Raw genomic sequence first — 22,439 nt, forward strand, 5'->3', positions numbered from 1 at the left:
CATTTGATTGCATTCCATATCTGGAGCTGTGCTTAGGTTCGAGCACTGCGCCAGGCGTTAATGAGCTGTTCGAAGGTGGCTTGCACCTGCTGGATCAAGGTCTCGTCATCGATCTCCCCCGCCATCCACGCGCGGCTCGGTTCCTGGAAGATCGTGCGTCCCACGGCAAACCCTCGGCAGGTGGTGCTCTGGCTGGCTTGCTGGAAACCGTCGGCGAGAAATTCGGCCGAGGCATTCAGGCCCAGCAGCACCACGCCACGGCAGTACGGGTCGCGCTCCTGGATCAGTTCATCGAGCTTCTTCCAGTCCTCGGCCGATTGCGCCTCGATCTTCCACCACGCCGGATAGATACCCAGGTTGTACAGGCGCTTGAGGCTGCGGTAGAGCACGTCCGGGTAGGTGGACGGGTGATCCTTGGGCGGAATGACTTCCAGCAGCAGTTCATGGCCACTGACAATCGACGCCTCGTACACCGCCTTGAGTTGCGCTTCCTGTTCCAGGCGCAGCATCGGCTCGTCGTCCGGGTGGAATTGCACCAGGCACTTGATGATCTGCTCTTGAGGCCAGGCGATCAGGTTGCTGCCCACTGAACGGCCATGTTCGAACGCCAGGGGGCGCGAGTTCTGCACTTCTACCGGGCGCGCGATCCACCAACCACGGCCACTGGCGGCGTTGAGTGCGTCCTGGCCGAAGCGTTGGTCGGCGAGCAGGCCGACGTCGGCCTCCACCCCTTGCTCGGCGAGTTTTTTCTCGACGCGTTCGATGGCCTGGATAAACAGTTGCTTGGCATCACTGATGCGCGCCGGGTCCTGGCCGCCCTTTTGCGCCAGGTCCACCAGTTGCCAGCGGTGATCGAAGGCAAATACGAACAGCTGTTTCCAGGCCTTGCGCGGCACCGTCACGCGGTGCAGGCGTTGCAGGGTCACGTCCTGGTCCGGACGGGTTATCGGCATGGGGCTGTTGAACAGGTATTCCAGCTCCGCCGGCGTCGGCATGGCCGGCGCGCAGGCGTGGCGGGAGACGACCAGGCCGCCACAGGCATTGGCCAACTGGCTGCAACGCTCGTCACTCGCGTCGTTGATCCAGCCGCTGAGGAAACCCGACATGAACGCATCGCCGGCGCCCAATACGTTGAGCACTTCAACCTGCACACCAGGGTAGATGGCGCCGTCTTCCAGGCGCGCCGGGATGGCGCCGTGGATCACCGTGCAACCCTGCGGGCCGAGCTTGACCACCAAGGTCGCCGGGGTCAGTTCACGCACTCTGCGCAATGCGGCGAGTAAATCTTCACTGCCGCCCGCGATGAGGAATTCTTCTTCGGTGCCGACGATCAAATCAAAACGCGGCAGGATGGTCTGCACGTGCTGGCTGACATTCTGGTCAGCGACAAACCGGGTTTCACCATCGGCCTTGCCCGCCAGGCCCCACAGCACCGGGCGGTAGTCGATATCCAGCACGCGCTTGACGTTGTGCTTGGCCGCGTAGTCCAGGGCCTGGATGCTGGCCTTGTACACGCCGTCGGTGGAGAAATGCGTGCCGGTGATCAGCAACGCCTTGCTGGAGGCGATAAAGGCTTCGCTGATGTCTTCGGCGCGCAGGGCCATGTCGGCGCAGTTTTCGCGGTAGAACACCAGGGGGAAGGTTTCGCGGTCCTTGAGGCCGAGCAACACCAGGGCGGTGAGGCGTTCCGGGTCGACCTTGATGCCGCTGACGTCACAGCCTTCACGGGCCAGGGACTCCACCAGGAAGCGTCCCATATGGTCGTCACCGACCCGGCTCAACATCGCCGACTTGAGCCCTAGCCTGGCGGTGCCGAAGGCAATGTTGGCGGAAGAACCGCCGAGGTACTTGGCGAAGCTGGACACGTCCTCAAGCCGCGCACCCACTTGCTGCGCATAAAGGTCGACGCCCAGGCGCCCGAGGCAAATCAGATCCAATTGACGCCCACTGGCAAAACGAGTCTGGCCCATGCTGGCTCCTGTTATTTTTATCAGCCTGCGTTGTGCCGCCGTGGCGGTGGCAAACGCTCTTGGTGGGAGCAGACTAGAACGTCCGGCGACGCCAATCAATATTTATTCCAGATATTTTTTCATTGGAATATTTTTTCCATTAAGCTTGAACAGAGCCAGTCCCACTACAGTGCATCGTTTCAGCAGGCCACGCCGGCCGTGATGCCGGGGTATTTTTTTGCGCCTACCCTGTAGACTTGCGCCACCCATCAGCGCAACAGACAACAACGCCAGAAGGATTGCCCATGTCCCGCACCGATCCCGAGACCCCCCTGGAAGACACTATCGCCAGCCCTCCGATCAATGCCGAGCGCCTGTTGCAGCTGATCACCGACGAATATGAGAGCCTGCCGCGCCAGCTCAAGCGCATCGCCAGCTACATGAGCCAACAGAGCGACCGAATCATGGTCGACCGCATCAGCGACATCGCCCGCGAGTGCGAGGTGCACCCGTCGGCCATCGTGCGCTTCTCGCAACGCTTCGGGTTCAGTGGCTTCAGTGAGATGCAGGCGTTGTTCCGCGAGGCCTACACCCACAAGACCACGCCGGTGCAGAACTACCAGCAACGCATCCGCAGCATGATCGCCAACAAGTCGCAGAAGGCCAGCGGCGGCGACCTGGCGCGTGAGTGCGTCAACGCGACTTTGTCCGGCATCGAGCGCCTGGGGTTGGAGTTGGATGATGTCGCGTTCGACAAAGCCGTGGACCTGGTGGTCAACGCCGACAATATCTACGTGGTCGGCGTGCGCCGCTCTTTTGCGGTGGCCGATTACCTGGTCTACAACCTGCAGCACACCAACAAGCGCATCCACCTGATCTCGGGACTGGGCGGCAGCTATCGCGAACAGATGCGCAGCGTGCGCGCCAACGACTTGGTGATTGCCATCAGCTTTACGCCCTACGGCAAAGAGACCCAGCACTGTTTGCGGATTGCCCAGCATCATCAGGCCAAGACGTTGATCATCACCGACAGCAACCTGTCGCCCCTGGCCAAGCGGGCGAACGCGGTGCTGTTGGTGAATGAAGGTTCGTCGTTTGCCTTCCGCTCGTTGAGCGCCACCCTGTGCCTGTGCCAGGCGTTGTTTATTGCGGTGGCTTACCGTCTGGAGTTGAAGGTGGATGAGATTCATGAGCAGGTCGGCTTCGACGACTGAGCATCAACCGATAAGCCGCTGGAATCACAAACAGCGACAACAACGGTGCGGTAAGCATCCCGCCGATCATCGGCGCGGCGATGCGGCTCATGACTTCGCTGCCGGTGCCGCCGTCCAGCAGGATCGGCAATAAACCAGCGATGATCACGGCGACGGTCATTGCCTTGGGCCGTACCCGCAGCACCGCGCCCTCGGTGATGGCGGCCAGCAGGTTCCCATCCTTGCGTTCGGCCCAGGCGTTTTTCAGGTAGAGCAGCATGATCACGCCAAACTCCGCCGACACACCGGCCAGCGCGATAAACCCTACGCCCGTGGCCACCGACAGGTTGAAACCCAGCCCGTAAAGCAACCACACCCCGCCTGTCAGTGCGAACGGCAAAGTCGCCAGGATCAGCAATGCTTCATCCGCCCGGCGAAAGGTCAGGTACAGCAGCACGAAGATGATCAGCAAGGTCGCCGGCACCACCAATTTCAAGCGTTGATTGGCCCGCTCCAGGAATTCGAACTGCCCCGAATAGCTGAGGCTCATGCCCGGTTGCAGTTGCACCTGCTGGTTGATCGCTGCGCGCAGGTCCTTCACCACCGACGCCAGGTCGCGATCACGCACGTCGATGTAGACCCAGCCGGAAGGCCGTGCGTTTTCGCTCTTGAGCATCGGTGGGCCGTCGCTCACCTTGACCTTGGCCACCGTGCCCAGGCTGATCTGGCTGCCGGACGGCGTGTAGATCGGCAAGTTTGCCAAGGCCGTCACCGAGTCGCGCCATTCCTTCGGATAGCGCAGGCTGATCGGGAAGCGCGCCAGGCCTTCCACGGTTTCGCCAATGGTTTCCCCGCCGATGGCACCCGACACAATCGACTGCACATCGGCGATGTTCAGTCCGTATTGCGCGGCCGCTGCCCGGTCGATATCCACGTCGATGTAGCGCCCACCGGTCAAGCGTTCGGCCAAGGCTGAACTGACGCCCGGCACGCCCTTGGCGACCTTTTCCACCGCCTGGGTCACTGCGTCGATCTGCATCAGGCTGGTACCGGCGACCTTCACGCCGACCGGGCTTTTCACGCCGGTGGCAAGCATGTCGATACGATTGCGAATCGGCGGAATCCAGATATTGGTCAGCCCCGGCACCTGCACCACGCGGTCGAGTTCCTTCACCAGTTTGTCCGGGGTCATGCCGGGGCGCCATTGGTCACGGGGCTTGAACTCGATAGTGGTCTCGAACATTTCCAGCGGGGCCGGGTCAGTGGCGGTTTCGGCGCGACCGGCCTTGCCAAACACATGGGCGACTTCCGGCACGGACTTGATCAACCGGTCGGTGCGTTGCAGCAACTCACCCGCCGTTTGCGTCGACAGCCCCGGCAGTGCCGAGGGCATGTACAGCAAATCCCCTTCGTCCAGCGGCGGCAGGAATTCCCCGCCCAGTTTGGAGATTGGCCACAGCGCACTGGCGACCACCAGCAACGCCACCACCAGGGTCAGGCGCGGCCGACGCAGCACCGCCTCCAGCGCAGGCTGATAGAGCTTGATCAGGCCGCGATTGAGCGGGTTACGCTGCTCATCCGGAATGCGCCCGCGAATCCAGTAGCCCATCAGCACCGGGATCAAGGTCACCGACAAACCGGCGGCCGCCGCCATGGCGTAGGTCTTGGTGTAGGCCAGCGGACCGAACAGCCGCCCTTCCTGGGCCTGCAAGGTGAACACCGGAATGAACGACAACGTGATGATCAACAGGCAGAAAAACAGCGCCGGGCCGACCTCTACCGCCGCGTCGGTCATGACCTTCCAATGATCTTCGCCCTTCAATTCCCGACCAGGGTTCGCGTGGTGCCAGGCTTCGATTTTCTTGTGGGCGTTTTCGATCATCACCACCGCCGCATCGACCATCGCGCCGATGGCAATCGCGATGCCGCCCAAGGACATGATGTTGGCGTTGATGCCCTGGAAACGCATGACGATAAAAGCGATCAACACCCCAACCGGCAACGAGATGATCGCCACCAGGGACGAACGCAGGTGCCATAGGAAAATCCCACAGACCAGCGCCACCACCACGAACTCTTCCAGCAGCTTGTGGCTGAGGTTGTCCACGGCGCGGTCGATGAGTTTGCTGCGGTCGTAAGTGGTGACGATCTCCACGCCGGGCGGCAGGCTGCTTTTCAGTTGCTCAAGCTTGGTCTTGACGGCGGCGATGGCCTCCCGCGCGTTCTTGCCACTGCGCAGGATCACCACCCCGCCCACGGCTTCGCCCTCCCCGTCCAGCTCGCTCACGCCCCGGCGCAGGTCCGGGCCCAGCTGAATGGTTGCGACGTCGCCAAGCGTCACGGGCACATTATTCGTGTCCAGCCGCAAGGGAATCCCACGAAAATCCTGCAGCGACTTTAGGTAACCGGACGCCCGCACCATGTACTCGGACTCGCCCATGTTCAGTACCGAGCCGCCGGTTTCCTGGTTGGCTTTGCCGATGGCATCCACCACCTGTGCCTGGGTAATGCCGCGACTGGCCAGGGCCAGCGGATCGAGCTGCACCTGGTACTGCTTGACCTGGCCGCCGATGGTCGCGACTTCGGCCACATTGGGCAGGGTCTTGAGTTCGAACTTGAGGAACCAGTCCTGCAAGGCACGCAACTGCGCCAGGTCATGCTGGCCGCTGCGGTCAACCAATGCGTACTGGTAGATCCAGCCAACGCCAGTGGCGTCCGGCCCCAACGCCGGTTTGGCCGATGCGGGCAAGCGCGCCTGCAACTGGCTGAGGTATTCCAGCACCCGCGAGCGCGCCCAATACAGGTCGGTGCCTTCGTCGAACAGCACATAGACGTAGCTGTCGCCGAAGAATGAAAACCCGCGCACGGTCTTGGCGCCCGGCACCGAGAGCATGGTGGTGGTCATCGGGTAGGTGACCTGGTTTTCCACGATCTGCGGCGCCTGGCCGGGATACGGCGTGCGGATGATCACCTGCACATCGGAGAGGTCCGGCAGTGCGTCGACCGGCGTATTTTGCACCGCCCAGACGCCCCAGGCCGTGACAAACAACGTCGCGAGCACTACCAGAAAACGGTTGGCGACTGACCAACGAATCAATAAGGCGATCATGGTTGGATAATCCCGCGCAAACTGGCTTCAGAGTCCAGCAGGAATTGACCGGACGCGACCACCTGCTGGCCTTCCTGCAAACCGCTGCGGATCACCGTCATCTCCTGGCTTTGCGCGCCGACCTCGACATCCACCGGACGGTAATGCCCGCCCTCCTCGGCCAGCATCACCAACGTGCGTTTACCGGTACGGATCAACGCTTCGCTGGGCACTTGCAGCACGGATTGCGGGGAGGATTGCGCCAAACGCACTTGGGCGGTCATGCCGGGGCGCAAGGTGCCGTCTGTATTGGGCAGTTCAACGCGAACCTGCACGGTACGGCTGTCGCCGGCAATCGCCGGCAGAATGGCACTGACGGTGCCCTTGACGACTTGCCCCGGCAGCCCGACAAAGCGGCTCTCCACCGCCTGCCCCACAGCCAGGGTCGCACCTTGAGATTGCGGCACGGCGACCTGCAACCACAGGCGATCCAGGCCATTGATGCGCGCCAGGGTCTGCCCCGCCGCCATCGTCATGCCTTCGCGCACGTCGAGGGTTTGCACCACACCGCCGATGGGGCTGATGACGGTCATTACCGATTGCGCACGGCCGCTGCGCTCCATCTGCGCGATCAACCCGGCGGGCATGCCGCTAAGGCGCAAACGCTGACGCGCTGCCCCCAACAAGCTCGCATCCGCGCTGCGGCGCAAGGCCAGGAATTCTTCCTGAGCCGCCGCCCATTCGGGTATCAACAGGTCAGCCAGAGGCGCACCGGCCTTGAGTACATCCCCTGGCGCGCGGTCATACACGCGCTCGACAAAACCACTGGCCCGCGCCTGTACCACGGCGACGTCGCGCTCATTGAAGGCGAGGATGCCGGAGAGGTCCAGTGTGGACGCCAACACACCACGGGTGACCGTAGCCAGGCGCACACCGAGGTTTTGCGCCACACGGGGGTCGATCTGCACGGCGGCGCTGTCTGCGGCGCCTTCCGCGTAACGCGGCACCAATTGCATGTCCATGAAAGGCGATTTGCCGGGCTTGTCGAATTTCTGCTGTGGGTACATCGGGTCATACCAGTACAGCGCCGGTTTGTTGTCGGCCATGGCCGCGACCGGAGCCGGTGCCTGCGCCAGCCAGTAACCAGCGCCCAGGCCGCCGCCCAACAACGCCACTGCGAGGAGTCGATTAATCATGGGAAGCTTCTCCGTAGGCGAAATACAGCTGCGCGCCAACCAAGGCACGTTGCTCAAGGGCATCGATCTGTTTGAAACGGGCCTCGACCAGCTCACGGCGGGCACTGACCAGGTTGAGCAAGTCACCCTTGCCAGCGCGATAACCGGCCAGGCTCAGTGCGACCTTCTCTTCGGCCAGGGGCACCAGACTGTCCTGGCTGCGCTGCACGGCGCGGTCCAGGCGTTGGTATTGCGCGAGGTCATCATCCAGTTGCTGGGTGTGTTCGCGAGTGACCGCTTCGCGCTCGGCGTCCAGTTGATCCAGTTCGGCTTGCTTGGCGGCGATCCGGGGGTTTTGCCGGCGACCGGGGAAGATCGGCAGGTCGAAACTCAATTGCAGGCTGACCATATCGCCGTATTCACGGCCACGGTGCTGGTAGTCCACTTCCCAACTCCAGTCCGACGTCTTTTGCGCCTTGGCTTCGCGCAACCGCGCTTCGGCTTCGCGGGTGCGCGGTGCAAAGGCTTGTAGCTCAGGGTGTTGATGCAGGTTATAACGCCCGTCGATGGGCCAGTTGGGCAGCTGGCCGCTGGGTGCTTCATTGGCGGCCGGGCCGATCCAGCGCTTGAGCGCCGCGCGGGCCTGGGCGCGTTGCTGGGTCAGTTCGTCTTCACGCCCGGCCAGTTCGGCGGCTTCCTGTCGCGGTATCACCGCATCCGAAGGCTGACCGCGACCACCGGCCAGTTGCGCACGCACGCTGTCTTGCAGCAGGCGGTTCTGCTGGTAGAAGTCCTTGAACAAGGCCTCCTTGCGTTCCACCGCATAGGCACGGATCCAGGCCTGGGCCGTGGCCTGGCGCACGTTCAGGCGTTCGATCCGACCTTCAGCCGCGGTGCGTTCCACCGTGGCATCGGCCAGTTCGATACGCGCCTTGCGCTTGTCGCGGCTGGGCACCTGCTGTTGGATACCGATCATTTGTTCGGTCATGTCATCGCCATACAACGTGCCGCGATTGGGCCCACCGATGGGGAAGTTCTGCAGGCCAACCACCAGCTTCGGGTCGGGCAATTCACCCGCCGGGATCGCCGCCTGGGTCGCGGCCTGCAACTTGGCCGACTCAGCAGCGAGCGACGGTGCGTTGTTCTGCGCCAGGCGCAGGGCGTCGTCCAGGGTCAGCGCACTCGCCCACGCCGGCCACGCCAGCACGCCCACCACCAGGGCGCGCATGTAGAGGGGATTCATGTTGAAGATTCCTGTTCCGTTGCGCTGCGCGCCGCATTACGCGGCCCACAGCAAAGCCATCCCGATCAGGGATGCGTCTTGAGGTGCAACAGGAATCAGGAACGGGGTGGGCGCCAGACGCCGGACGGCGTGCGGTCGGGGATGAAGTCCGAAGCGGCGCTGACGAGCAGCGGATGGGCCAGGGTCAACGGCGCCGTGAGCACCGGCAGGGACAGTTGCAACAGGCCGCCGGTCTTGCATTCCTGGCCGGGTTTGCAAGCCTTGCCATGATCGACGCCGTCCTGGCAGCAGTCCGGGTTCATGTCGGTCATCACCTGCATGTCCGACATCTTCATCGGGCAAGGTTCGGTGCTCGACGGCACACCCGCCATCCCGGTCAGGGGAAGCGTGAGGCTTAAAAGCATGACGAGGATGACGCGTAGAAGGCGGCTCATGGGGCGCGAGTCTAGCCAAGCACGGGTTAAGCCGCTATTAACAATTGCGTGAGAACTCGGCCGTGAAAGCGGATCTGGGCCAGGGTCAACGCGGTGTAGCCGATGATCACCGCCGGCGGCAAGCTCACGCCGTGACAGAACTTGCCCAGAGGCTGCAGCGTCAACCCGGCTTCGGCGGCATGGTTGCAGAAATCGCCCTCTTCGACACCACCTGGCAGCCACACCACAAAATGCAACCCTGCCTGCTCGCCGCTGACCGCGCAGTGCCCACCCAGGCATTCCAACAACGCATCGCGACGGGCCTGGTACGCCTGGCGCGAAGCACGTAGATGACGCACGAAGGCACCGCTGCGCAAGAACTCCACCAATCCCAATTGATCAGTGGCCCCCACCGAATGCCCGGTGAGTTGCAAGGTGCGCAACAGCCCACGACGCAACGCCTTGGGCACCACCATGAAGCCCACGCGCAAACCGGGGAACAGGTTCTTGTTGAAGCTGCCGCAGTAGATCACGCGGTCGGCCGAATCCAGGGACTTGAGGGCGGCCAGTGGCGCAGTGTTGTAGTTGTACTCGCTGTCGTAATCGTCTTCGACCACCCAGGCGTCGGCGCGGGCTGCCCAGTCCAGCAGCGCCAGGCGACGGGACACCGACAGCGTCATGCCCAGGGGCGCCTGGTGCGCCGGGGTGACGTAGGCCAAGCGGGCTGTCTCCGGAAGTTGCGCGGTATCGAGGCCCTCGGCGGTGACGGAGATGCCCTGCACATTGGCGCCTGCCAGCGTGAATAGGCGCCGTGCTGGCAGGTAGCCGGGATCCTCGACACAGGCCCTATCGCCGGCCTTGAGCACGCTGCGCGCGATCAGGTCCAGGGCGTGGCGGATGCCGGTGGTGACAATCACTTCATCGGCTTCGCAATGCAGGCCGCGATAGCTGCGCAGGTAGTCGGCGATCTGCGCGCGCAACTCGGGCAGGCCGGCGGGATGTGACGCTTCCAACACGCCCGGCCCGACTGACAACAGCCCACGGGTGATACAGCGGGCCCAGCTCTTCAGATCGAACAGGCTGGCATCCGGGCGCCGTGCGACAAAGGGCACATGACTCTGCACACCACTGTCCGGCAGATCAGACTCCACAGGCCGACGGGGTATGTCCTTGGCCAACGGTGCGGCGATGAACTGCTCGGGGATCACCGCGCACACCCGCGTGCCGGACCCGGCGACCCGCTGCACGTAGCCTTCGCTGTGCAGGCGGTCGAACACGGCTTCCAGCGTGCCACGGGAAACCCGCCAGCGTTCGGCCAGGCTCCGCGTGGAGGGCAAACGGCTGCCCGCCGGCAGTTGGCGGTTCAGGATCGCACCGCGCAAGGCTTCGTAGGCGCCCTGCTGCTTGCCCGCCTCCAGCGTGTCGGGGCGCGGCAAATCGAGGGCGGATGCGGTTTTTCCTCGGCTCATAGTGGTCCTATCGAACAAGGCACAAGTGGTCCTAATGATTAAACCACAATGCGACTAGAGTCCGGGCTCTACTCTTTGCATCGAGACGTCCCATGACTCAACGCGCCCTCTCCACCGGGTTCTGGCTGGTGCTGCTGACCGTGCTCATCGCCTTGCCACGCATCACCTTGGACATGCACCTGCCGGCCCTGCCCGCTATGGCCGATTACTTCCAGACCAGCGACAGCCAGTTGCAACTGACCCTGACGCTGTACGCCCTCGGCTCGGCGATTTCGCTGCTGGTCAGTGGCCCGCTCACTGACCGCTTTGGTCGTCGTCCGGTGTTGCTGGCAGGGTTGTTTCTGTATGTCCTCGCCACGGCAGCTTGTGCCCTGGCTGACAACATCGCCGTGCTGATCATCGCCCGACTGTTCCAAGCCTTGGGTGGCTGTTGCACCACCGTGATCGGCCGTGTGATCGTGCGCGATTACTTCGACCGCGACGAACAGGCACGCCTGCTCGGTCTGATCTCCATGGCGATGGCAATTTCGCCAATGGCCGCGCCGGTACTGGGTAGCCTGGTGCTGCCGTTCATCAACTGGCGCGGGTTGTTTGTGCTGCTGGGCGTAATCGGAGCTGTGCTGTGCCTGGTGGTGTATCGCCGCCTGCCTGAAACCCGCCCGCCGGAAGTCGCCGCCGCCCCGCCGCGTGGGTTGCTGCGCCTCTACGGCCAACTGCTGCGTGACCGCTACTTCCTGCGTTATTCCCTGGCGATCGGTTGCGTGTACAGCACCTATTTTCCGTTTATCAGCGAGTCATCGGCGTTGCTGCAACGGGGGTTTGATCTGTCCGCGACTGCTTACGCACTGGTATTCGCAGCCACGATCAGCGGCTACATGCTGGGCGCGAACCTGTTTCGTCGGCTGGTGCGGCGCTTCGAGGCAGACCGTTTGATCGTCGCCGGCATAGGCGTGAACGTGCTGGGCAGTGGGATTCTCGCGCTGGCGACCGTCGCGCTGCCAGGGGAATGGCTGGCGATCGTGCTGCCGATGGTACTGATCATGGTGTCGGTGGGGATGGTGATTCCGGCCTGTCAGCTGTCGGTGCTGCAGCCCTATGGTGCAATCGCGGGAACGGCATCCGGGTTGTTCTTTTTCACCCAGATGTTCCTGACGGCTGTGAGCAGTTGGGCGACCGGACTGTTGTCCGATGGCACGTCGGCACCGTTGGTGATGATGACGGCACTGGCAAGTGTGTGGCTGGTGGCAAGCTGGCTGGCCTTGCAGCAAAAAGCCGCGCCTGTTGCTCAGGCGCGGCTCGGGTAACGCAACAATCAGTGCATGAAGATCGCGATCAGGATGATCACCGGAATAGGCACACCGAGGAACCAAAGCAGTAATGAGCGCATCTTGTTCTCCTAATAATTAACGGACGAAGTGTTCGGTTTCGACATACACCACGGCATCGCGACGGCGACCGCCAAAGGTGGCTGCGAAGCTGGCGAAGAACGCGCCGATCAACAGGGCGACAAAGGTCCACAGCGAGGTATAGGCAGCGACCTTGGCGGCGGTATCAGCGGCTTGCTTGGCTTTGAGCTTGGCGTCTTCCACCGCTTTGCGGGCATCGCCGTAGACTTTGTCGATACGCGCTTCGGCATCTGCCTGGCTGAGGTTGGTGCGCTGGCTGATCAACTGGGCCAGGTAGGCACGGTCTTCAGGGGCCAGTTGGCCGTCGTTGCTCAGGGTGCGGGTGAAGATGCGGGCAACCACACCATGGGCGGCGTCATCGCTGACGGCGACCGGACGGTCGTCGCGAAACAGGCTGTCGACGTAGTAATCGAAGTCGCCGCCGTTGACACCTTTGGCGGCACTGCCAGCGGCTTGGGTGATGCCGCTGGCCGCACCGGCTGCGACGCTGGCACCGGCTTTCACGCCGCCGCTGACGACACTGCTCACCGAACCGACCACCAGTACCGCAGTGATCAATGTAGCGACAGCCCAGGCCAGGAAACCATGGGCAGTGTCGCGAAAGTACACCTCATCGCCGTGCATATTCGCCCACTTCACACGCAACCGACCGGCGATGTAGCCGCCCAGCCCTGACGCGACGATTTGGGTAAACGCCAGCCAGACAATCGTGGAAATGCCAAGCCCCTTGGCACTGATACCGCTGTCAGCCCACGGCGACACCGCCGAAAAGCCCAGGCCGAAACCCAGCAGTACCAGGATCAGCGACAACGCGGCCGCAGCGGCCGCCCCGGCAAAAATCGCCCCCCAGGAAACCCCGGAGAGCGTGCTCGACTCTTGCAGCGTGGATGAGGATGTGATCATTGTTGTTGTGCTCCAAGGCAGAAAAATAGTGTTACAAGTCTCAAAAGGGACAGTGCAGGCACCATGCCAGTCGCCACGAAATTAAAAATTCATATATTTCAACGAGTTAACTAATTTGAACTTCTATAAACCATGCAACTTGCAAGAATTGACCGTTTGAGGCGGGCGTTATGCATTCTCTGTAGTGAGCGGGCTTGCCCGCTCACTACAGTCGTCTGCAACCATGAAATCTGTGTCAGTGTTGCCAACATGAAGTTTTATTTAGGAAGCGTTCAGCCATTTCTTGGCAAAATGCCCGTACTTCTAGTGTGAATCGCTCACCAGGTAATCCTATGACCCGTATTTTGACCATCGAGGATGACGCCGTAACGGCCCGCGAGATCGTCGCCGAGCTGAGTAGCCATGGACTGGATGTAGATTGGGTAGACAACGGCCGCGAAGGCCTGGTCCGCGCCGTGAGTGGCGATTACGACCTGATCACCCTCGACCGCATGCTGCCGGAGCTCGATGGGTTGGCCATCGTCACCACGCTGCGCACGATTGGTGTGTCGACGCCGATCCTGATGATCAGCGCCCTCTCCGACGTGGATGAGCGTGTACGCGGCCTGCGTGCCGGCGGTGATGATTACCTCACCAAACCGTTCGCTTCGGATGAAATGGCCGCCCGCGTCGAAGTGCTGCTGCGGCGCAAAAGCACGGTCCAGGAGTTCGAAACCGCCCTGCGCGTGGCCGACCTGGAGCTGAACCTGATCAGCCGCGAAGCCAGTCGCGCCGATCAGCCCCTGAGCCTGCTGCCCACCGAATACAAGTTGCTGGAATTCCTGATGCGCAACACCGGGCAGATCCTGTCGCGGATGATGATCTTCGAAGAAGTCTGGGGCTATCACTTCGACCCCGGCACTAACCTGATCGACGTGCACATCGGCCGTCTGCGCAAGAAGATCGACCCACCGGGCCTCACGCCGCTGATCCGCACGGTACGAGGTTCCGGTTATGTCATTGCTGAACCCCTCTAAGGGCTGGCGCTCTTCCAGCAGCCGTTTGCTGGCGCTGTACAGTTCGTTGTTCGTGGCGTGGAGCTGCATCCTCATGGGGGTGCTGTATTACGAGGTGTCGGGTTACCTGGGCGACCTGTCGCGCCATTCCCTGATGCAGCGCCAGCACTTGTTCCAGCGCTTTGACGGCGAGGAACTGGTGGAAGCTCTGACCACCAGCATGACCTTCGACATGAAGGGCGTGGACGCCTACGGCTTGTTCGACGAGCAATTTCGCCCGTTGAGCGGACCAATTCGCGCGGTACCGCCCGACCTGCCGCTGGACGGCAAGATCCACGCCCTGGCCAATTGCGTCGACTCCGACGACCCCAAGTTGCCCAAGGACAGCTGCGACGCCGTCGCCACCCACACCGAAGACGGCCGCTGGCTGGTGCTGGTGCGCGCCAACGGTTCGCTGTTCGGCGTGACCCGGATCATCTGGCATGCCCTGCTGTGGGCGCTTTCGTTGACAATTATCCCTGGCGCTGCCGGCTGGCACTTATTGCGTCGACGCCCGTTGCGGCGAATCCGCGGGATCCAGGCCAGTGCCGAAGCCATCGTCGCCGGCGACCTGACCCACCGCCTGCCGCTGTCAAACCGACGCGACGAACTGGACATGCTCGCGGCCATCGTCAACGCCATGCTGGATCGCATCGAGAAGTTGATGAATGAGGTCAAGGGCGTGTGCGACAACATCGCCCACGACCTGCGCACCCCGCTGACGCGCCTGCGTGCGCAGCTGTACCGGATCAAGCAGGAGGCCGAGGCGGAGTCGGACTACGCGGTGAAACTGGATGACGCGATTGCCGAAACCGACACCCTGATGGCGCGCTTTCGCGGGCTGTTGCGTATCTCCGAACTGGAAGACCACCAGCGTCGCTCAGGTTTTCTGGTCATGGACCCGTTGCCGCTGTTGCGCGAGTTGCACGACTTCTACCTGCCCCTGGCCGAAGAAGGCGAGCTGCAATTGCGCCTCGAAACCCCGGAATCCCTGCCGTGGATCACCGGCGACCGCGCCTTGCTGTTCGAGGCCCTGGCCAACCTGTTGAGCAACTCGATCAAGTTCTCCCCGCCAGGCGGCGAAGTGATCTTGCGCGGGGTCAATGATGCCGGCAGCACGCGCATTGAAGTGCACGACTCCGGCCCCGGCATACCCGCGGCGGAACGTGACGCGGTGTTCCAGCGCTTCTATCGTGTGGATGAAAGCGACCAGCAAGGCGGGTTCGGGTTGGGCCTGTCGATTGTGGCGGCGATCATCAACTTGCATGGGTTCAAGTTGGAAGTGGGTACCAGCGAGCAAGGCGGTGCCAGATTAGTCCTGGAATGCCGCCAGCAGCTTATGCCCGAATAACACAAGCACCACAAAACCCTGTAATAGCCGGCAAGCCGGCTCCTACAGGGGACGCGGATCAGCCTGGGAAATTGGCGCGCAACGCCTCCAACCCACCGCTGTAGACCCCGGTAAACAACTCCTCCACCGCCGCATCCGTGGTCCCCGCCGCCGGCGTGAACACACCCGACCAGGTCACTTTCGCCGACGACTCGGTCAAGGCCTCAACCTGCAAGGTCGCCAGGTACGCACTCACCGGGAACGGTGACTGCTCGATGGTGTAGCTGTAGGTACGCCCGACGTTGTCAAAACTCTGCAACCGCTCCACCACCACACCACCGTCGGCAGTTTGCAGGTGACGCACGCGGCCGTCGTCGCTTGGCTCGCTTTTGACAATGAACGGCAGCCAATCCGGCAGGCTGTTGAAGCCGCCGACCAATTGCCAGACCTGATCGGCCGAAACCGGGATTTCAATCACAGAAGACGCTGTTGCCACGTTAATTACTCCAGAAAATGAAAAACAATTCAGATGGCCATGCTGTCGACCACACCACCGTCGACCCGCAGCGCGGCACCGGTGGTGGCAGACGACAGGGGTGAAGCAATGTACGCCACCAGGTTGGCGACTTCATCCACATTTGCCGCGCGCTGGATGATCGAGGTCGGCCGTGCGTTACGCACAAACACATCCGCCTCGTCCCGCGCACTGCGCCCCGATTTTGCGGTGGCGTCCTTGAGCATCTGCTCCAGACCGTCGGTAAAGGTCGGCCCAGGCAACACCGCGTTTACCGTCACGCCGGTGCCCGCCAGGCGCTTGGCCAAACCATGGGACACCGCCAGGTTGGCGCTCTTGGTCACGCCGTAGTTGATCATGTCCGCCGGGGTCGCCACGCCGGACTCCGACGACAGGAAAATCACCCGCCCCCAGCCCTGCTCGACCATGCCCGGCGTGTAATGCCGCGCCAGGCGCACGCCGGAGATCACATTGACCTCATAGAAGCGTGTCCACTCGCTGTCCGGGGCTTCAAAAAAATCCACATCGTTGAAGATGCCCAGGTTGTTGACCAGGATGTCGGCACGCGGTTCGGCGGCGAAGAGTTTTTCTGCACCTTCAGCCGTACCGAGATCCGCCACCAAACCACGCAGGTCAGCACCGGGAACAGCCTGGCGGATACTCGCCAAGGCGTCATCCACCTTGCCCGCATCGCGCCCGATCACCACCACCGTGGCGCCGGACTGCGCCAGCGCCTGGCTGATGCCCAGGCCAATTCCAGCGGTGCTGCCGCTGACAATCGCTACTTTGCCGCTTACATCAATTTTCATGGTTGAAACTCCTGAAGTTAAAGCGGCAGTGGTGCACGATCCGAGATCAATCGGGCGTCGCGCAAGGCCTGCCAGAAGGCTGCCGGGATCTTTTTCTGACAACGCGGCAACGTCTTCGGCAATCCTGCCCGGACGGCTGGCACCCGGAATTACCGCCGCCACGGCCGGATGGGCCAGGGAGAATTGCAGCGCGGCGGCTTTCACACTCACACCAAATGCCTGGGCAATCGCCTTGATCTGCTCGACCTTGCTGATGATCGCCGGGCTGGCTTTCTGGTATTCGAAGTGCGCGCCACCGGCAAGGATGCCGGAGCTGTAGGGGCCACCGACGACGATTTCGACGTTCTGTGCCACAGCCGCGTCCATCAGGCGTTGCAGGGCGCGATCGTGGTCCAGCAGAGTGTAGCGGCCGGCCAGCAAAAAGCCGTCGGGTTGCGCTTCCGTAAGGTCCAGGGTCAATTCGCACGGCTCGACGCGGTTCACGCCCAGGCCCCAAGCCTTGATCACGCCCTCTTCGCGCAGGCGGGTCAGCACTTTGAAAGCGCCGGTGCAGGCCTGGTTGAAGTACTCCAGCCACTGGTCGCCGTAGAAGTCCTGGGCGATGTCGTGAATCCACACGATGTCCAGGCGATCGGTGTTCAGGCGGATCAGGCTGTCTTCGATGGAGCGCAAGGTGGCGTCGGCGCTGTAGTCGTTGAGCATCTTGTTCGGGCGGCCGTGTTCGAACACGCCGCTTTTTTCGCCGAGGTCACGCGCGCTGTCTTCGACTTCGTCGAGGATCACCCGGCCGACCTTGGTGCTGAGCACGAAATCATCGCGGTTGTACTGCGACAGCGCTTGGCCCAGGCGGATTTCCGAAAGGCCCGAGCCGTAGAACGGCGCGGTGTCGAAGTAACGCACGCCGGCGTTCCAGGCGGCCTCCACGGTGGCCTGGGCCTCGTCTTCAGGAATCGCGCGGAACATGTTGCCCAGCGGTGCGGTGCCAAAGCCGAGCTGGCCTGGGAGTTTGTCTTTCAAGCTCATGGTGGATCCTCAATGGGTTCAGGGGTCGCTGTGACCGTTGAGCAGATCCTAGATTGCAGATATCGGACCGTCCAAGACATACTACGACCAACTTGAGTCCTCGTAGGTCTAACATGATCGATCTCCGCCAACTGCGCTACTTCGAAGTGGTCGCCGAAGAAGAACACGTCGGCCGTGCTGCCGAACGCCTGCACATCTCCCAGTCGCCGCTGAGCCGGCAGATAGCCCAGCTGGAAGAGCGCCTGGGCCTGACCCTGTTCGAACGCAGCCAGCAACGCATCCGCCTGACCCGTGACGGCCAGACCTTCCTGGCTGAAACCAAAGCGCTGCTGACCCACGCCAACCGCCTGGAGTCCCTGGGCAAGCGCCTGGGCCGTGGTGAAGAAGGTGGGCTGTGCATCGGCTACATCGAAAACGCCATGCATGCCGGTGTGTTGCCCAATGCCCTGCGCATCCTGCGCGACGACCGCCCCACCGTGCATATCAAGCTGTACAACCTGCCCTCTCTCGAACAACTGGAAGGCCTGCGCCAGCGCAGCCTGGATATCGCGCTGGTGAACGAGCCGCCGGCCGACGATGATCCCGACCTGATCGCACTGCAAGTATTGGATGACCCGATGCTGCTGGCCCTGCCTGAACACCACCCATTGGCACGCCAAAGCGAGTTGCTGCCCGAACACCTGGCTGATCAGGAATGGATCGGCGTACAGCGCAAACCCGGCGCACACCCCACCGATGACTTTATCGCCGCCTGCATCCGCGCCGGTTTCACCCCGCAGATCCCCATGGAAGCCGGTGAACCGTTTACCGCCTTGGGCCTGGTCGCTTCGGGCCTGGGCGTGGCCATGGTGCAAAAGGGCCTGAGCCGCAATGCCCCGCCCGGCGTGGTGTTGCGGGAGTTGCCATGGCTGAGCTACACCACGCCGCTGTGGGCGGCGTGGCATCGGATCAACCTGCGGCCACTGGTGGAAACCTTCCGCAAGGTACTCACGGAGCCCAAGGCCTGACGCCGTTCAAAACTGTGGGAGCGGGCTTGCTCGCTCCCACATTTAGATTGTGGTGTCGGTTAGATCAATTCCCGCAACCGATACCACAACATCCCCAACGCCAGCAGCGGCGAGCGCAGCGCCTTACCACCCGGAAAGGTCATGTGTGGCACTTGGCTGAAAATATCCAGGCCCGTGCTGTGGCCGGCGTGGATACCTTCGGCCAGCAGCCTGGCGCACCAGTGGGTCACGTTCAGCCCATGCCCGGAATAGCCCTGGGCATAAAACACATTCGGGTACTGCTTCAACCGGCCCACCTGCGGAAAGCGGTTGGCAGTAATGCCGATCTTGCCGCCCCACTGGAACTCAATGGCGGTATGGGCCAGTTGCGGGAACACCTTGAGCATTTTCGGTTGCATATAGGCGGCGATGTCCGCCGGATCGCGGCCGGAGTAATGGCAAGCGCCGCCGAATAACAGACGGCGGTCAGCGGACAACCGGTAATAATCCAGGCCGACTTTCTGGTCGCACAGCGCGAGGTTCTGTGGGATCAACTGGTTGGCCATCGCCTCGGATAAAGGCTCGGTGGCGATGATATAACTGCCCGCCGGGAGCACCTTGCCGCTCAAGCGCGGCTCCAGTTCCTCCAGATGGGCATTGCACGCCAGCACCAGGTGGTCGGCACGCACGCTGCCGCCAGCGCAGCGCACCTGCACCCTGTCGCCGTGGATCAGTTCGAGGACTTCGGTATGTTCGAAAATCCGCACCCCGAGGGATTCGGCCAACTGCGCCTCACCCAGCACCAGATTCAGCGGATGCAGATGCCCGGAGCCCATGTCTACCAAGCCTCCGGCATACACCGCCGAGCCCACCACTTGCGGCATATCCTGCGGCCCCATCAGGTGGGTTTGGTGGGCATAGCCCAGCGCCGCCAGGTGCGCCTGCTCGCCCTTGAACGCTGCAAATTGCGCCGGGGTATTGGCCAATTCGCAAAAACCCCAGCGCAGGTCGCAGTCGATGTTGTGCTCACGAATACGCTCGCCCACCAACGCCACCGAGTCGATGCCGGCGCGCTCCAGGTAACGCACGCCCTCCCCGCCAACATACTTGGCGAAGCCCGACACGTCATGACCGATACCGCGAATCAACTGCCCGCCATTGCGCCCGCTGGCGCCCCAGCCGATGCGCCGGGCTTCCAGCAAAATCACCGAAAGCCCACGCTGGGCCAGTTCAATGGCGGTATTCACACCGGTGAACCCGCCGCCGATCACGCACACATCGGCGGTCAGGTCGGCGCCCAATGCGGGGCGCTCCGTCAGGGCGTTGGCCGTGGCCCGGTAGTAAGACCGGGCGTGGTCAGTCGACGGCATCATTTGTTGGTCTTCACTTTGCTCCAGGCGCGGGTCATCAGGCGCATGGTCGCCGGGGTCGGCGTGGTGGAAATATAGAGTTTGTCGAGCACCTCCTGAGACGGGTACACCTCAGGGTTGTTCACCAGTTCCGGGTCCATGAACGCCTTGGCGGCCGGGTTGGCGTTGGCATACCCCACCGAGGCGCTAACCTTGGCGATCACCTCAGGGTCGAGCAGGTAGTTGATAAAGGCATGGGCTTCTTTCGGATTGCTCGCGTCGGCGGGAATCGCCAGCAGGTCGAACCACAGGTTGGAGCCTTCCTTGGGAATCGAATAGGCGATGTTCACCCCGTTCTTGGCTTCCTTGGCGCGGTTGGCGGCCTGGAACACGTCGCCGGAATAACCGAAGGCCACGCAGATATCACCGTTGGCCAAATCCGAGATGTACTTGGAAGAATGGAAGTAGGTGATGTACGGCCGCAACGTCAGCAGCTTGGCCTCGGCCTGCTTGTAGTCCTCGGGGTTCTCGCTGCGCGGGTCCTTGCCCATGTAGTTGAGAATCGCCGGGAACAGCTCGTCCGCCGAGTCGAGGAAGGCCACGCCGCATTGGTTGAGTTTCTTGATGTTCTCAGGCTCGAACAGCACCGCCCACGAATCGATATGGTCAATGCCCAGCACCTGCTTGACCTTGTCGACGTTATAGCCGATGCCATTGGTGCCCCACAGGTAAGGCACCGAGTGCGCGTTGCCGGGGTCATTTTTTTCCAGCAGCTTGAGCAGCTTGGGGTCGAGGTTCTTGAAGTTGGGCAGTTGCGCGCGGTCGAGCTTGAGGAACGCACCAGCCTTTACCTGGCGTGCCAGGAAGTGGTTGGACGGCACCACCACGTCATAGCCGGTGCGCCCGGCGAGCAACTTGCCCTCCAGGGTTTCATTGGAGTCGAACACGTCGTAGATCGGCTTGATCCCGGTCTTGGCCTGGAAGTCGGCCAGGGTGGTCTCGCCGATATAGTCGGTCCAGTTATAGACGCTGACCGTCGGCGCCGCCTGGCTGGCGCTGCTGAATGCGGCCACCAGGGCCAGCGGGAGAAGTTGTTTCACAAGACGCATATCGACACCCCTTTTTTTGGTTTTTTTAGACGCTCAACAGCAGGAACTCACGCTCCCAGGAACTGATCACCCGCTTGAAATTCTCGTGCTCGGCACGCTTGACCGCGACGTAGCCCCGCACGAACTTGTCGCCCAGGTACTGCTTGACCGTGTGGCAATCCTCCATGCGTGCCAGCGCATCTTCGAGGGTGAACGGCAGGCGCAGGTTGCGGCGCTCGTAGGCACGCCCTTCCACTGGCGCGCTGGGTTCGATCTGCTCGATCATGCCGAGGTAGCCACACAGCAGACTAGCCGCAATTGCCAGGTAGGGATTGGCATCGGCGCCGGGCAAACGGTTCTCCACGCGCATGGCGTCGGGGCTGGAGGTGGGCACGCGCAGGCCAACGGTGCGGTTCTCTTCGCCCCACTCGACGTTGACCGGTGCCGAGGTGTCCGGCAGGAAGCGGCGGAACGAGTTCACGTTGGGCGCAAACATCGGCAGCAGCTTGGGAATGTACTTCTGCAAGCCGCCGATGTGGTGCAGGAACAGCTGACTCTTGTTGCCATCCGCGTCGACGAACACCGGTTTGCCGGTGGCGATGTCGACCACGCTCTGATGCAGGTGCATGGCGCTGCCCGGCTCGTCGGCCACCGGCTTGGCCATGAACGTGGCGGCCACGTTGTGCTTGAGCGCGGCTTCGCGCAGGGTGCGCTTGAACACAGTGATCTGGTCGGCCAGGTCGAGGGCATCGCCGTGGCGGAAGTTGATTTCCATCTGCGCCGGGCCGTCTTCGTGAATCAGCGTATCGAGGTCCAGGCCCTGGGCTTCGCACCAGTCGTAGACATCTTCGAAGAGCGGGTCGAATTCGTTGGCCGCATCGATGGAAAACGACTGGCGACCGGTTTCGGCGCGGCCAGAGCGGCCTACCGGGGTTTTCAGCGGCAGGTCCGGGTCTTCGCAGCGCTGGGTCAGGTAGAACTCCATTTCCGGCGCGACGATCGGCTGCCAGCCCTGGTCGGTGTACAACTGCAGGACCTTCTTCAGCACGTTGCGCGGCGACAGTTCGATAGGGTTGCCCTGCTTGTCGAAGGTGTCGTGGATCACAATCGCCGTGGGTTCGATGGCCCACGGCACCACATAGGTGGCGTTGGACACCGGGCGGCAGACCATGTCGATATCGGCCGGGTCGAGCAGGTCGTAGTAGATGTCGTCGTCGACAAAGTCCCCGGTTACCGTTTGCAGCAGCACACTTTCCGGCAGGCGCATGCCTCGCTCATGCAGGAACTTGTTGGTGGGCGCAATCTTGCCGCGTGCGATGCCAGTCAAATCACTGATCACGCATTCGACTTCGGTAATCTTGTGTTCTTTCAGCCAGGCGGACAGCTGATCGAAGGGGGCGTTCATAAGGACCTCGTCATGGGTTGGGTGCATGCGCCGGCTTGTACTCCTGGCGCATTGAGGTCTAT

The 22,439-nt window shown here is 62.3% G+C and carries 17 protein-coding genes and 1 pseudogene; 5 read left to right on the top strand and 13 right to left on the bottom strand.

Annotated features, from left to right (window positions below; translation table 11 throughout):
- Positions 1-32: 32 nt before the first annotated feature.
- The gene (gene iolC / locus HX823_RS27230; RefSeq protein ID WP_177077627.1) at positions 33-1,970 is read right to left on the bottom strand and encodes a 5-dehydro-2-deoxygluconokinase; all 1,938 of its coding nucleotides are present in this window, start codon (positions 1,968-1,970) and stop codon (positions 33-35) included.
- 284 nt (positions 1,971-2,254) lie between these two features.
- On the opposite strand from iolC, the gene HX823_RS27235 reads away from it, so the two are divergent.
- The gene (locus tag HX823_RS27235; RefSeq protein ID WP_038848466.1) at positions 2,255-3,163 is read left to right on the top strand and encodes a MurR/RpiR family transcriptional regulator; all 909 of its coding nucleotides are present in this window, start codon (positions 2,255-2,257) and stop codon (positions 3,161-3,163) included.
- On the opposite strand, the gene HX823_RS27240 is transcribed toward HX823_RS27235, so the two are convergent.
- The 5 genes from HX823_RS27240 to HX823_RS27260 form a co-directional block, all read right to left on the bottom strand.
- Positions 3,093-6,251 carry an efflux RND transporter permease subunit gene (locus HX823_RS27240; protein ID WP_177077629.1) on the bottom strand — a complete coding sequence of 1,053 codons (3,159 nt, stop codon included), beginning with the start codon at positions 6,249-6,251 and terminating at the stop codon, positions 3,093-3,095. The genes HX823_RS27235 and HX823_RS27240 overlap by 71 nt on opposite strands.
- Complete coding sequence (locus tag HX823_RS27245) at positions 6,248-7,426, bottom strand: efflux RND transporter periplasmic adaptor subunit (protein ID WP_177077632.1); 1,179 nt, start codon at positions 7,424-7,426, stop codon at positions 6,248-6,250. Before HX823_RS27245 ends, HX823_RS27240 begins: the two co-directional genes overlap by 4 nt.
- Positions 7,419-8,648 carry a TolC family protein gene (locus tag HX823_RS27250; RefSeq protein WP_177077634.1) on the bottom strand — a complete coding sequence of 410 codons (1,230 nt, stop codon included), beginning with the start codon at positions 8,646-8,648 and terminating at the stop codon, positions 7,419-7,421. The genes HX823_RS27245 and HX823_RS27250 overlap by 8 nt, the downstream gene beginning before the upstream one ends.
- Positions 8,649-8,743: 95 nt before the next feature.
- Positions 8,744-9,082 carry a hypothetical protein gene (locus HX823_RS27255; protein WP_177077636.1) on the bottom strand — a complete coding sequence of 113 codons (339 nt, stop codon included), beginning with the start codon at positions 9,080-9,082 and terminating at the stop codon, positions 8,744-8,746.
- A gap of 26 nt (positions 9,083-9,108) precedes the next feature.
- The gene (locus HX823_RS27260) at positions 9,109-10,530 is read right to left on the bottom strand and encodes a PLP-dependent aminotransferase family protein (protein WP_177077638.1); all 1,422 of its coding nucleotides are present in this window, start codon (positions 10,528-10,530) and stop codon (positions 9,109-9,111) included.
- Between the two features lie 92 nt (positions 10,531-10,622).
- Between HX823_RS27260 and HX823_RS27265 the strand changes: the two genes are divergently transcribed.
- Positions 10,623-11,834 carry a multidrug effflux MFS transporter gene (locus tag HX823_RS27265; protein WP_177077640.1) on the top strand — a complete coding sequence of 404 codons (1,212 nt, stop codon included), beginning with the start codon at positions 10,623-10,625 and terminating at the stop codon, positions 11,832-11,834.
- Between the two features lie 99 nt (positions 11,835-11,933).
- Here the strand turns inward: HX823_RS27265 and HX823_RS27270 are convergent, their stop codons facing one another.
- Complete coding sequence (locus HX823_RS27270) at positions 11,934-12,839, bottom strand: hypothetical protein (protein WP_177077642.1); 906 nt, start codon at positions 12,837-12,839, stop codon at positions 11,934-11,936.
- A gap of 332 nt (positions 12,840-13,171) precedes the next feature.
- On the opposite strand from HX823_RS27270, the gene HX823_RS27275 reads away from it, so the two are divergent.
- Together HX823_RS27275 and HX823_RS27280 are read left to right on the top strand one after the other, a co-directional pair.
- Positions 13,172-13,855 (top strand): response regulator transcription factor, encoded by a 684-nt coding sequence (locus HX823_RS27275; RefSeq protein ID WP_010211030.1) that lies wholly within the window; start codon positions 13,172-13,174, stop codon positions 13,853-13,855.
- Entirely contained in the window at positions 13,833-15,224 is a 1,392-nt protein-coding gene (locus HX823_RS27280; protein ID WP_038843468.1) for a HAMP domain-containing sensor histidine kinase, read from the top strand. The genes HX823_RS27275 and HX823_RS27280 overlap by 23 nt, the downstream gene beginning before the upstream one ends.
- Before the next feature lie 58 nt (positions 15,225-15,282).
- Here the strand turns inward: HX823_RS27280 and HX823_RS27285 are convergent, their stop codons facing one another.
- The 3 genes and pseudogenes from HX823_RS27285 to HX823_RS27295 all read right to left on the bottom strand — a co-directional run bounded on the left by HX823_RS27285 (position 15,283) and on the right by HX823_RS27295 (position 17,549).
- Positions 15,283-15,699: an SRPBCC family protein gene (locus tag HX823_RS27285; RefSeq protein ID WP_177077644.1), complete on the bottom strand. Its 417-nt coding sequence runs from the start codon at positions 15,697-15,699 to the stop codon at positions 15,283-15,285.
- A gap of 29 nt (positions 15,700-15,728) precedes the next feature.
- A complete protein-coding gene (locus tag HX823_RS27290) occupies positions 15,729-16,526 on the bottom strand; it encodes an SDR family NAD(P)-dependent oxidoreductase (RefSeq protein WP_177077646.1) in 798 nt (265 codons plus the stop codon).
- 17 nt (positions 16,527-16,543) lie between these two features.
- Positions 16,544-17,549: pseudogene (locus HX823_RS27295) on the bottom strand (aldo/keto reductase).
- Positions 17,550-17,662: 113 nt separating this feature from the next.
- Here HX823_RS27295 and HX823_RS27300 point away from each other — a divergent pair.
- On the top strand, positions 17,663-18,556 hold the full coding sequence (locus tag HX823_RS27300) for a LysR substrate-binding domain-containing protein (RefSeq protein WP_038843462.1): 894 nt from the start codon (positions 17,663-17,665) through the stop codon (positions 18,554-18,556).
- Between the two features lie 59 nt (positions 18,557-18,615).
- Here HX823_RS27300 and HX823_RS27305 read toward each other — a convergent pair whose 3' ends face one another.
- The 3 genes from HX823_RS27305 to HX823_RS27315 are packed head-to-tail and all read right to left on the bottom strand — an operon-like array spanning position 18,616 to position 22,377.
- Positions 18,616-19,908 (bottom strand): FAD-binding oxidoreductase, encoded by a 1,293-nt coding sequence (locus HX823_RS27305; protein WP_177077648.1) that lies wholly within the window; start codon positions 19,906-19,908, stop codon positions 18,616-18,618.
- Complete coding sequence (locus HX823_RS27310) at positions 19,905-20,993, bottom strand: polyamine ABC transporter substrate-binding protein (RefSeq protein ID WP_033898190.1); 1,089 nt, start codon at positions 20,991-20,993, stop codon at positions 19,905-19,907. Before HX823_RS27310 ends, HX823_RS27305 begins: the two co-directional genes overlap by 4 nt.
- Before the next feature lie 25 nt (positions 20,994-21,018).
- A complete protein-coding gene (locus HX823_RS27315; protein WP_177077650.1) occupies positions 21,019-22,377 on the bottom strand; it encodes a glutamine synthetase family protein in 1,359 nt (452 codons plus the stop codon).
- Positions 22,378-22,439 lie beyond the last annotated feature (62 nt).

This window comes from Pseudomonas sp. P7759, assembly GCF_013386445.1.
Classification (GTDB): domain Bacteria; phylum Pseudomonadota; class Gammaproteobacteria; order Pseudomonadales; family Pseudomonadaceae; genus Aquipseudomonas; species Aquipseudomonas azotoformans_A.